The sequence below is a fragment of the Rhizobium sp. 01L410 genome (genome assembly GCF_056400165.1).
In genome coordinates this window covers 1-11,266 of record NZ_JBFTST010000024.1, presented here as the reverse complement: position 1 = coordinate 11,266, position 11,266 = coordinate 1, and the positions used below count along the sequence as shown (strand labels likewise).

Sequence of the window (11,266 nt, the reverse complement as noted above, 5' to 3'; positions counted from 1 at the left end):
GCACCCAAACCCGAAAGCCTGGGAACAAATCAGCCTCAAAGGCCAACCTTCAAGAAATCCTAGAGCGAAAGACTTCGTCGCCTGCAGCGCCGCCGCCCTCGTTCAGTGACGCGGCTTATACGGCTATCACCGCTGAGCAGTCAACACTGCCCAACAAAGTTTTTTGACATTTTTGTAACAGATTGATTTGGCTCGGAGATTCTCGAGTGAATTATTCACAGTCTCGCCCTTTACAGCGCTCTCCCGCCGAAAATCTTTATCAACCGGTCAAAAAATCGCTTTCCGCCCCTCCGGAAACCGCAAAAAGCCTGCGGAAACAGCCTGATCCTCACCGATATAATTCACGGAATGCTAAAGAACCGGCTTCGCAAAGCCGCCATCGGCGCGGAACCTAATCCGTCCTGCGGTGTTCTCTCACCATTGCAGGAAAGGAGACCATTATGGCAGCCAATACCGATGACATCCGTTCGTCCGTCAGCAAGGACATCGCTTCCCTCCAGCAGGAAGTGTCGCGTTTGCAGAAGATGATATCCGCCCAGGGCGCCGAAGCCTATTATGAAGTCCGCGACCGCGCCGGCAAGGCTTATGACGACGCGCTTCCCAAGGCCAAGAATGCGGTCGCGCAGATCCGCGCCGAAGGCGTCGCCGCAGCAGGCGCTGCCCGCGAGCACCCGGCAGCCACGACCACGGCGCTCGCCCTTGTCGGCGCGCTCGGCTTTCTCGCCGGCTATCTCTTGAGCGGCCAGCAACAGCCGCCGCAGCGCAACTGGTGGCGCTGATACCGCGACGCACAATAACTATGACTTTTTACGGACCTTGGTGATCTTAAATTCGCCAAGGTCCGTAAATACTTATGTCTCATAAAAACCTACTTTTAATGCCAGATATTCAAGCATAATAAGGAGGGAGGAAATGATCATGGAAAACAGGAAGACGAACTGCATCGTCGAGGTCAGCGTCAACAGCGCAAACGGCCGTCGCGCGATCGGCATCATGAACATGCAGCAGGCTCTCGACCTGCCTGAAATGGCAAGCCTGTCCTATACGCATCCCGACCCTGTGAAGGCTGCGGCCGGCATTACCATCAGCCGTCAGGAACTCGCTGGTTTCCTGGCCTATCATTGAGCGGCACGGCGACGCTCAGACTGCCTTTTTAGACGGCGCTCTTCGCGCCGCTGGTTTTTGACGTCCGCTCTTATACTGCAATTCCTGAAATTCTCTGGATTTTGACCGCCCATGCTGGCGCCCGTTTGCCGTTCGTGCCAAGAACCTTCGCCATGAATGGAAGAAGGACAGCGCGTTGAAGGAACGGCGCCCACCGCAGAAACTGCGTGACCGCGCCCGGCCCGGCCCCGATGCCAGCGGCAAGCGGGTCACCCTGCCCCGCGCCCTGTCGAAGCTCGGCTTCTGTTCCCGCACCCAGGCGGAGCGTCTGATTGCCGACGGGCGGGTGCTCGTCGACGGGCGCAAGATCACCGATGCCAGCGCCTGGGTCGATCTCTCGACGGCCAAGATATCGGTCGATGGCACGGCGATCGCCGCCGAAAACAAGATCTACCTGATGCTGAACAAGCCGCGCGGCCTGGTGACCACCCGCCACGATCCCGAGGGCCGGCCGACCGTCTATGACTGCCTGAAGGATTTCGACGCCCCGCATCTGTCGCCGGTCGGCCGTCTCGACAAGGCCAGCGAAGGCCTGCTGCTGTTTACCAACGACACGAAATTCGCCCAGACGCTTCTCGACCCGATCACCCACGTGACCAAGACCTATCATGTGCAGGTCGGCAGGATCATGGACGGCGAACTTTTGGCGGAGATGACCTATGGCGTGCGCCATGATGGCGAATTGCTGAAGGCGACCTCGGCAACGTTGCTGCGCAGCGGCGATCGCAACTCCTGGATCGAGGTCGAACTTGACGAAGGCCGCAACCGCCAGATCCGCCGCATGCTGGAGGCGCTCGATACCGAATGCCTGCGGCTCGTGCGCGTGGCGATCGGCGGACTGGAGCTCGGTGAATTGCCGAAGGGCGCCGTCCGGGCATTGACCGAGACCGAGCTTCGCGATCTGCGCCGCCGCACCGGCATGGAAAAGACAAGACGGGATTGAACCGCAGCATGACCATGGCCCCCCACGACTTCTGGCAGGAGATCCACGCCCCCGGCAGCTTCGAAGCATCCGGCACTTTCACTGATTTCTATGTTGCCGGGCTCGAGGACGGCCGCCAGCTTCGTCTGCCGATCCGCATGCTTTCGGACGGTGAGCACGCGCTGGCATCGCTGATCGTCAATCAGGCGAGCTTTACCGTTCTGGATACGCTGGCAGCGGCGCTGGCCGCAAAGCTCGCAGCCTTCGAACCAGACGTGATCGCCGGCCTGCCGACGCTTGGCCTGACCCTTGCGGCGGCCGTCGCCCAGAAGCTCGGTCATGCGCGCTATGTGCCGCTCGGCACCTCCCGCAAATTCTGGTATCGCGACGAGCTGTCCGTCGAGCTCTCGTCGATCACCACGCCCGGCCAGCAGAAGCGTCTCTATATAGACCCGCGCATGCTGCCTTTGCTCGAAGGCCGCCGTGTCGCCCTGATCGACGATGTCATATCGAGCGGCGCCTCGATCGTCTCAGGCTTGAACCTGCTTAGCGCCTGCGGCATCGAGCCGGTGGTGATCGGTGCGGCGATGCTGCAATCGGATCGCTGGCGCGACAGGCTGGCAGCATCGGGACCGCATTGGCCGGCCCGGACGATCGGCGTGTTTTCGACGCCGATATTGGAAAAGACGGCCGACGGCCGCTGGCGCGTTCCGGCGCTCTGATCACCGCCGCCAACGCGGCCGGTCCTGAGGATTATGCGATCTTTCTCCCGCCTCTCTCTATACAGCCGCGCCCTGGCCGCTACATTCGGCTGACGGTTGCAACGCGAGCCTGCCCATGAATGTCGAGCAAGCCTCTCTGCTGGTCCTCCTTGCTGCGATGCTCGTTCTGTTTTCCCTCGACCGTTTCCGCATCGAAGTCGTGGCGATTGGCGGATTGCTGACCGGATTTCTTCTGAAGCTCTACCCGGCAGAGGCGGTCTTTTCGGGCTTTGCAAGCCCTGTCGTCATCACCGTCGTCGAAATACTGCTGATCGTTCAGGTCCTGGCGCAGGCGAAATTCTTCGACGGGCTGGCCCAGCGCTTTCAATCGGCCGGCTGTCCGAATGCCGCCGTCATCGCCGCACTTGCCGGGATCACCGGCTTCATCTCGATCTTCATGAACAATATCGGCGCCTTCGCCATCATGCTGCCTGCGACCCTGCGCGCCGGAACGGTGCTGCAGATTCCAAGGCGCCAGCTGGTCATCCCGATTTCCTTCGCCGCGCTGCTTGGCGGCCTGGTGTCGCTGATCGGCACGCCGGCCAATCTGCTCGTCAGCGATGCCCTGGCAAAGGCAACGGGAACGGGGTTCCGCTTCTTCGATTTCGCCTATGCGGGCCTGCCGGTGGCAATCGCCGGGATCCTGCTCGTCTCCGCCCTCGCCGTCCGTCTGTTTCCGGAAACCGAAGGCGACGTCTCGGCGCCGCCGCCCGCGACCCGCCGCATCGTCGCAGAGCGAGAAATCCCGGTCACCTCGCCGCTCGCCGGCACACGGCTGGCCGATTGCTCCGAGCGTTTCGGGTTGCAACCGCATGCTTTGATCCGCGGCGGCACTTTCGTCTTCGGCAGCCTGACGCAATCAGTGATCACTGCGGGAGACATACTGCTTGCCGAAGGCGCTGATGCCGTCTTTTCGGATCTGGAGGCAGAGGGAGCCCTTGCCGCACCCACCCATCCGAACGGGCTGCAGACCGATTTCGCGCGCATCGAGGCCGTCGTGATGCCCGAAAGCACGCTGATCGGCTCGCGCATCCGCTCGCTCGACGTCTTCCGCAATCGGGGCGTTTCGGTATCGGCGCTATCGATGCGTTCGCCACGCATCGAAGGCCGCTTCGAGGATCTGCAGCTGTCGATCGGCGATATCCTGGTTCTGGAAGGCACGCGGGATGCGATCGCCGAGGCGCTCGAGGAATGCGAATGCTTGCCGCTGGCGACGCAACCGGCAACAAGCAGCGTCAAGGGATCGTGGCGCCCTTTCGCGATCTTCGCCGCCGGTGTCGCACTCTCGGCCTTCGGTCTGCTGCGGCCCGAGATCGCCTTCGCCGCCGTCGTCTTCGTGCTCGCCGTGACCCGCTTTCTCAACATCCGCCAGGCAATGGCCGATATCAATTGGCCGATCGTCATTATGCTGGCCGCCATGATCCCGATCGGCTCGGCGGTGGCGACGACCGGCACCGCCGAAGTGCTGGCACACTGGCTGAGCCTCGCCGTGCCGATCTCCATGCCGCTTGCCGGCATCGCGCTGCTGCTGTTCATCGCCATGGCGCTGACGCCCTTCGTCAACAATGCCACGGTCGCGATCGTGCTCAGCCCTATCGCGCTGGAATTCGCCGCCGCCGCCCATCATCCACCGGCAGCCTATCTGATCGTCGTGGCCGCCGGGGCCTCGCTGGATTTCTTGACGCCCTTCGGCCATCACAACAATACGCTGGCGATGAGCATCGGCGGCTACCGGGTTTCGGACTTCCTGCGCGCCGGTGGCCCTCTCGCGCTGCTCGGCTATATAATGACGGTGCTGATCGTCGCGGCCGTCTGGCTTTGACCGCCATTTGCTTGACATCGCCCGCAATGAAACTAGAGCAGGGATGAACCCCTCCGACAAAGGAATGCTGAGCCCGTGCGAATCCTATCCGAAGCCCATTTCCCCGAACTGCCGAACTACTACCGCGGCAAGGTGCGCGAGAATTACGATCTTCCGGATGGCAGCCGCATCATCATCAGCACCGACCGTCTCAGCGCCTTCGACCGCATCCTCACCTGCATTCCCTACAAGGGCCAGGTGCTGACGCAGACCGCCCGCTACTGGTTCGAGGCGACGAAGGATATCTGCCCGAACCACGTCATCGCCTATCCCGATCCGAATGTCGTCGTCGGCAAGCGGCTCGACATCCTGCCGGTCGAAGTCGTGGTGCGCGGCTATCTGGCCGGCACCACGGGCACCTCGATCCTCACTCTTTATAAGAAGGGCGAGCGCCAGATGTACGGCATCACCCTTCCCGACGGCATGCGCGACAACCAGATCCTGCCGGAACCGATCATCACGCCGACCAGCAAGGAATTCGACGGCGGCCACGACGCGCCGCTGACACCCGCCGAAATCACCGGCAAAGGACTGCTGACGCAGGAGCAGTGGGACACGCTGTCGAAATACGCGCTGGCGCTCTTTGCCCGCGGTCAGGAAATGGCGGCCAAGCGCGGCCTCATCCTCGTCGACACCAAATACGAGTTCGGCACCGACGCCGAGGGCAACATCATCCTCGCGGACGAGATCCATACGCCCGACAGCAGCCGCTACTGGCTGGCCGATAGCTATCAGGCCGCATTCGAAAGCGGCGGCCGCTCTGTCAGTTTCGACAAGGACTTCGTCCGCGCCTGGGTCGCCGACCGTTGCGACCCTTATAAGGACGCGATCCCGGAAATCCCCGCCGATCTGATCGAGCAGACCTCGGCCGTCTATATCAAGGCCTATGAGGCGATCACCGGAAAGACCTTCATCCCCGATGACAGCGGCGAAACGCCCCTCGCCCGTGTGCGCAGCAACCTGGCGCCCTATTTCGCCTGAGCGCCTGAAGCCGGCCTGCAGAGATGCTTGCAGGCCGGGCTTCGATCGCGCTAGCATTGAATGAAAGCGAGCCGGCAAAGACCGGCAGGGGGCTGAATGGCACGCAGGCCGAGACGAAAGGCCGAAGAGACACGCGCCGACATCCTGTCGATGGCAGAGATGCTGTTTCGTGAACGGGGCTATGTCGCCGTCTCGATCGCCGACATCGCGACCGCCCTCGGCATGTCGCCTGCCAATGTCTTCAAGCATTTCCATTCCAAGACGGCGCTGGTCGATGCCATTGCCGAAATCCATCTCGGAGCGATGGCCGACCGCTTCGGCTCCGTCGACGGCGAGATGCTGCCCAAGGAGCGGCTGCAGCGCTTCGTGCTCCGCCTGCTCGACAGCCATCTGCAGGATATCAAGGACAACCCCTATATCTTCGAGATGGTTCTGACGACCATCGAAGCCAAGTTCGAGGCGGGTAACCGCTACCGGGAGCGGATCGAACAGCGGCTCCAGCAGATCATTCAGGACGGCGTCGCCTCCGGCGCCTACCGCTGCGCCGACCCGCATCGCGCCGCAATCACCGTCGCCGACGTGCTGGCCTGCGTCCTTCATCCGGTGCTGATTGCACGCGATGACAAGGAAACGCTCGTTCACAAAGCACACGATATCGTTTGTTTTGTTGATACCGCACTGCAAAATAGCGCTTGCTAAGTGACGATTCCTGACATACGTCACTTCGGAAAGCTTTTCTTAAATTCGGATTGATGGCATTTGAATCCGTATCAACCAGCCTTTTAATATGTCGCTTGTTGCCGGCCGGAAGGCTGGTCCGGTCTGTGAATGCCATCTGCATCAAGGAATTCATAATGATACGGCGTGCCCTCCTCATCATCTCGGCTCTGGCAATTTGCGGACTGCTCGCAGCCTGCAGCGATAGCGGCAACAAGCAGGGAGCCGCCGGCGCTGGCGCGGCAGGGGCTGCCCAGCAGGCTTCGCCCGTCGGCGTTGTCGCACTCACCAAGGCGAATTACCCGGTGACGACGATCCTGCCTGGCCGTGCTGAAGCCTTCCAGACCGCAGATATCCGCCCGCAGGTCAGCGGCATCATCCGTGAAATCGCCTTCCGCGAAGGCGGCGAAGTCAAGAAGGGCGACCTTCTCTACCAGATCGACGACGCGCCCTATATCGCCACGGTAGAGCAGGCGACGGCGGCGATTGCCAAGGCGGAAGCCAGCGTTCCGAGCGCCCAGAGCAATCTCGACCGCTACCAGCGCCTCGTCGGCAGCGGTGCGACACAGATCGAATATGAAACCGCCAAGACGACGCTGCTCCAGGCCCAGGCCGAAGTCGCCTCCGCCAAGGCCTCGCTGGCCTCGGCGCAGATCGATCTCGACCACACCAAGATCGTCGCTCCCTTCGATGGCGTCATCGACCAGACCGCCTACAATGTCGGCAACGTCGTCGCCGCCAACCAGACGACGGCGCTGACGACGGTTCGCCAGCTCGACCCGATCTACATTTCGCTGACGGAATCGAGCACCAATCTTCTGAAGCTCCGCGATGCGATCGCCTCCGGTGAAGTGAAGGGTGAAGGCGCCAACGTCGCCTTCCGCGTCATCCTGGAGAATGGCAAGGAGTATAATCAGAAGGGCAAGCTCGATATGTCGAAGCAGATCGTCAGCGAGACGACCGGCACCTTCATCATCCGCGTGCTCTTCCCCAACCCCGACCGCGTCATTCTGCCCGGCATGTATGTCCGCGCCACCGTCGAGCTCGGCTCGGAAAACGGCTATGCGCTGCCCCAGCTCGCAACCAGCCGCGATGCCAACGGCCGCCTGACGGCGCAATTCGTCTCTGCCGATGGCAAGGTCGAAAGCCGCGTCTTCGAAGACGCCACGCCCTCCAACAACGCGTGGCTCGTCACGCAGGGCATCAAGGACGGCGACCAGCTGATCGTCAGCGGTCTGCAATCCATTACGCCAGGCATGCCGGTGAAGCCGGTTCCCATGAAAATCAATGAAAACGGTGTGGTCGTGGCTGCTGAGCAGCCTGCGGCCGGTGACGCTCAGAAGCCCGCCGCGAAGTAAGTCGCGACGCCTTTCACAGTGATCCAAGCCGCACAGGAATAAACTGATGGCCAAGTTCTTCATCCGACGCCCGATCTTTGCGTGGGTCATCGCGATCACCATCATGCTCGCGGGCCTGCTCGGCATCTATACGCTGTCGATTTCGCAATACCCTGACATCGCCCCGACAACGGTGCGCATCAACGCCACCTATCGCGGCGCCAGCGCAGAAACCGTCGAGAAATCGGTGACGACGATCATCGAAAAAGGCATGACCGGCCTCGACGACCTCACCTACATGACCTCGACCTCGTCGACCGGCTCGGCCAGCATCTCGCTGACCTTCGGCAACAGCGTCGATGCCGACATCGCCCAGGTGCAGGTGCAGAACAAGCTGCAGCTCGTCCAGTCGCAGCTGCCGGGAGACGTCATCGACGCCGGCATCAGCGTCACGCGCTCTACCTCGAGCATCCTGCTCGTCGGGTCGCTGGTTTCGACCGATGGCAAGCGTTCCTCCGTCGATCTCGGCAACATCGTTTCGAACTCGATCGAAGATCAGGTGCAGCGCCTCGAAGGCGTCGGCAGCATCAATATCTTCGGTTCCGGCTACGCCATGCGCGTCTGGCTGGATCCTTACAAACTGCAGAAGTTCCAGCTGACGCCAAGCGATGTGACCTCGGCCATCGAGGCGCAGAACACGCAGGTTTCCGTCGGCTCGCTCGGCGCTCAGCCGACCACCGAAGGCCAGCAGCTGAACGTCACGATCACCGCCCAGAGCCAGCTGACGACCGTCGCCGACTTCGAGCACATCATCCTGAAGGTCGAGAAGGACGGGTCGACGGTACGCCTCAGCGACGTCGCCCGCATCGAGATCGGCCAGGAAAGCTACGGCGGCTCGTCCCGCTACAATGGCCAGCCTTCGACCGGCTTCGCGGTCAACCTGGCGATCGGCGCCAACGCCATCGACACCGCCGCCCGCGTCCGTGAATCGCTCGAAAGCATCAGTGGCTCGCTGCCCGAAGGCGTCGAAATCACCTATCCCTACGACACGACGCCCTTCGTCGAGCTGTCGATCGAAAAGGTCGTCCACACCCTGATCGAAGCGATCGTGCTTGTCTTCGTCGTGCTACTGATCTTCCTGCAGAACCTGCGCGCCACGCTGATCCCGACGATCGCCGTGCCCGTCGTTCTGCTCGGAACCTTCGGCATCCTTGCGGCGACAGGCTATTCGATCAATACGCTGACGATGTTCGCCATGGTCCTGGCGATCGGTCTGCTCGTCGACGACGCCATCGTCGTCGTCGAGAACGTCGAGCGCATCATGTCTGAAGAGAAGCTCTCGCCGCTCGAAGCGACCGAGAAATCGATGGGTGAAATCACCGGTGCCATCATCGGTATCGCGCTCGTTCTGACCGCCGTCTTCATTCCGATGGCCTTCTTCGGCGGCTCGACCGGCATCATCTACCGGCAGTTCTCGATCACCATCGTCTCGGCGATGCTGCTGTCTGCCCTCGTTGCCATCGTGCTGACGCCGGCGCTTTGCGCCACGATGCTGAAGCCGGTCAACGAGCACAAGAAGAACCGCGTCGGCGACTGGTTCAACCGCAACTTCACCCATTCCACCAACGGTTACGTCCGCACCATCGGCTACCTGCTGAAGCGGCCGGTCCGCGTCATGCTGTTGTTCCTGATCGTCGGCGGCGGATGTGCCTATCTGTTCACGAAACTGCCGAGTTCGTTCCTGCCGCAGGAAGACCAGGGCGTATTGCTGACAATCGTCACCACGCCGCCAGGCTCCACCTCGCAGCAGACCCAGGCCGTCGTCGAGAAGGTCGAGAAATATTACCGCGAGAACGAGAAGGACGCCGTCGATTCGGTCTTCGGCGCTCTCGGCTTCGGTTTCAACGGTTCGGGCCAGAACAGCGCGATCGTCTTTACCAAGCTCAAGGACTTCTCGCTGCGCACCGACGAGAACCTGCATGCGCAGGCCGTCGTCAATCGTGCGCTTAAGAACTTCTTTACCATCCGCGAGGCGCAGGTCTTCGCGCTGTTGCCGCCGGCCATCCAGGGCCTCGGCGTATCCAGCGGCTTCTCCATGTATCTCGTCGATACCGGCGGCCATGGCACCCAGGCACTCGATGCGGCATCGAAGCGGCTGATCCAGATGGGCAACAGCAGCGGCAAGATCGTCGCTCTGCGCAGCAACAACAAGGAAGTCGAACCGCAGATGAAGATCATCATCGATCAGGAAAAGATCGGTGCGATGGGCGTCGACATCGCCTCGGTCAATTCGATGCTGTCGATCATCTTTACCGGCCGCGACGTCAACGACTTCACGCTGAACGGCGAGATCAAGCCTGTCTATGTGCAGGGCGACGCCCCCTTCCGCATGCAGCCGAGCGATCTCGATCACTGGTATGCCCGCAACACGGCTGGCGAAATGGTGCCCTTCTCCGCCTTCACCACGACGGAATGGGCAAAGGGCGCCCCTTCGCTTGCCCGCTTCAATGCGGTCAGCGCCATCCCGCTCGACGGCGCCTCGGCGCCGGGTGTCAGCTCGGGTGACGCGATGAACGAGATGGAAGCGCTGACGGCGCAGCTCGGCGGCGGCTATACCGTTGCCTGGCAGGGCATTTCCTATCAGGAGCGGCTCTCCGGCTCGCAGGCGCCGATCCTCTACGCGATCTCGATTCTCGTCGTCTTCCTGTGCCTTGCAGCGCTTTACGAAAGCTGGTCGATCCCGTTCTCGGTGATCATGGCCGTACCGGTCGGCGTGCTCGGCGCGCTTGCCGCGGCAACGCTCTTCGGCCAGGCCAACGACGTCTACTTCAAGGTCGGCCTTCTGACGACGATAGGACTGGCGGCGAAGAATGCGATTCTCATCGTCGAGTTCGCCAAGGACCGCATGGAGACGGGGATGAGTCTTCTGGAGGCGACTCTCGAAGCGGCAAGGCTGCGTCTGCGGCCGATCATCATGACCTCGCTCGCCTTCATCCTCGGCGTCGTGCCGCTGGCGATCGCGACCGGGGCCGGCTCGGCGGCCCAGAATGCCATCGGTGTCGGCGTTCTCGGCGGCATGCTGGCGGCGACCGCGCTCGGTATCTTCTTCGTTCCGTCCTTCTTTGTGGTCATTCGCCGGGTCTTCTCGCGGCGCAAAAATGAGGCGGGAGTGTGATAAAAATACACTGCCAGAATGACTGACTCATTGCTACATTGCCGCGGAACTGCTTCGGCATGGTGTATCTCGTTGGCACGGAGCGCGGCCGATTGCGAAGCATGATGCTTCGGACAAGAAATTTAGAACTTGGTCGAGTTACAGGAAGAACATTGCATGGTATCTCTTCGTTATGCCACACCGGCATTGATGCTTTTGTTGGCCGGCTGCGTGAGCGGTCCGGATCATGTCCCCCCGGAGATGCCGCTTCCCGCGAAGTTCGGTGAAGGCGGGGTCAAGAGCAATGGTGATGTTGCGACCGCCCAGTGGTGGACGGCCTATCGCGATCAGCGGCTGAATTCGCTGGTG

Annotated in this window: 9 protein-coding genes and 1 pseudogene; all 10 read left to right on the top strand. The window is 61.6% G+C overall.

Annotation, left to right across the window (positions count from 1 at the left end; translation table 11 throughout):
• Positions 1-440: 440 nt before the first annotated feature.
• Complete coding sequence (locus tag AC1DV9_RS29030) at positions 441-779, top strand: hypothetical protein (RefSeq protein ID WP_112390939.1); 339 nt, start codon at positions 441-443, stop codon at positions 777-779.
• A gap of 139 nt (positions 780-918) precedes the next feature.
• On the top strand, positions 919-1,125 hold the full coding sequence (locus AC1DV9_RS29025) for a hypothetical protein (protein ID WP_112390942.1): 207 nt from the start codon (positions 919-921) through the stop codon (positions 1,123-1,125).
• 175 nt (positions 1,126-1,300) lie between these two features.
• The gene (locus tag AC1DV9_RS29020) at positions 1,301-2,107 is read left to right on the top strand and encodes a pseudouridine synthase (RefSeq protein WP_477951287.1); all 807 of its coding nucleotides are present in this window, start codon (positions 1,301-1,303) and stop codon (positions 2,105-2,107) included.
• A 14-nt stretch (positions 2,108-2,121) separates the two neighbouring features.
• On the top strand, positions 2,122-2,808 hold the full coding sequence (locus tag AC1DV9_RS29015) for a phosphoribosyltransferase (RefSeq protein ID WP_477951288.1): 687 nt from the start codon (positions 2,122-2,124) through the stop codon (positions 2,806-2,808).
• A gap of 115 nt (positions 2,809-2,923) precedes the next feature.
• Entirely contained in the window at positions 2,924-4,669 is a 1,746-nt protein-coding gene (locus AC1DV9_RS29010) for an SLC13 family permease (RefSeq protein WP_477951285.1), read from the top strand.
• Between the two features lie 75 nt (positions 4,670-4,744).
• Complete coding sequence (locus AC1DV9_RS29005) at positions 4,745-5,689, top strand: phosphoribosylaminoimidazolesuccinocarboxamide synthase (RefSeq protein WP_477951284.1); 945 nt, start codon at positions 4,745-4,747, stop codon at positions 5,687-5,689.
• Positions 5,690-5,785: 96 nt separating this feature from the next.
• Entirely contained in the window at positions 5,786-6,388 is a 603-nt protein-coding gene (locus tag AC1DV9_RS29000) for a TetR family transcriptional regulator (RefSeq protein WP_310297508.1), read from the top strand.
• Between the two features lie 155 nt (positions 6,389-6,543).
• Entirely contained in the window at positions 6,544-7,764 is a 1,221-nt protein-coding gene (locus tag AC1DV9_RS28995) for an efflux RND transporter periplasmic adaptor subunit (protein ID WP_477951283.1), read from the top strand.
• A gap of 46 nt (positions 7,765-7,810) precedes the next feature.
• A complete protein-coding gene (locus tag AC1DV9_RS28990) occupies positions 7,811-10,918 on the top strand; it encodes an efflux RND transporter permease subunit (RefSeq protein WP_477951282.1) in 3,108 nt (1,035 codons plus the stop codon).
• Positions 10,919-11,074: 156 nt separating this feature from the next.
• A pseudogene (locus AC1DV9_RS28985) lies at positions 11,075-11,266 on the top strand (efflux transporter outer membrane subunit); the annotation flags it as partial.

Excerpts from the sequence above, each read along its gene's own strand:
- AC1DV9_RS29010 (WP_477951285.1), top strand. The coding sequence starts at position 2,924 with ATGAATGTCGAGCAAGCCTCTCTGCTGGTCCTCCTTGCTGCGATGCTC.
- AC1DV9_RS28990 (WP_477951282.1), top strand. The coding sequence starts at position 7,811 with ATGGCCAAGTTCTTCATCCGACGCCCGATCTTTGCGTGGGTCATCGCG.
- AC1DV9_RS29030 (WP_112390939.1), top strand. The coding sequence starts at position 441 with ATGGCAGCCAATACCGATGACATCCGTTCGTCCGTCAGCAAGGACATC.
- AC1DV9_RS29025 (WP_112390942.1), top strand. The coding sequence starts at position 919 with ATGGAAAACAGGAAGACGAACTGCATCGTCGAGGTCAGCGTCAACAGC.
- AC1DV9_RS28995 (WP_477951283.1), top strand. The coding sequence starts at position 6,544 with ATGATACGGCGTGCCCTCCTCATCATCTCGGCTCTGGCAATTTGCGGA.
- AC1DV9_RS29000 (WP_310297508.1), top strand. The coding sequence starts at position 5,786 with ATGGCACGCAGGCCGAGACGAAAGGCCGAAGAGACACGCGCCGACATC.
- AC1DV9_RS29015 (WP_477951288.1), top strand. The coding sequence starts at position 2,122 with ATGGCCCCCCACGACTTCTGGCAGGAGATCCACGCCCCCGGCAGCTTC.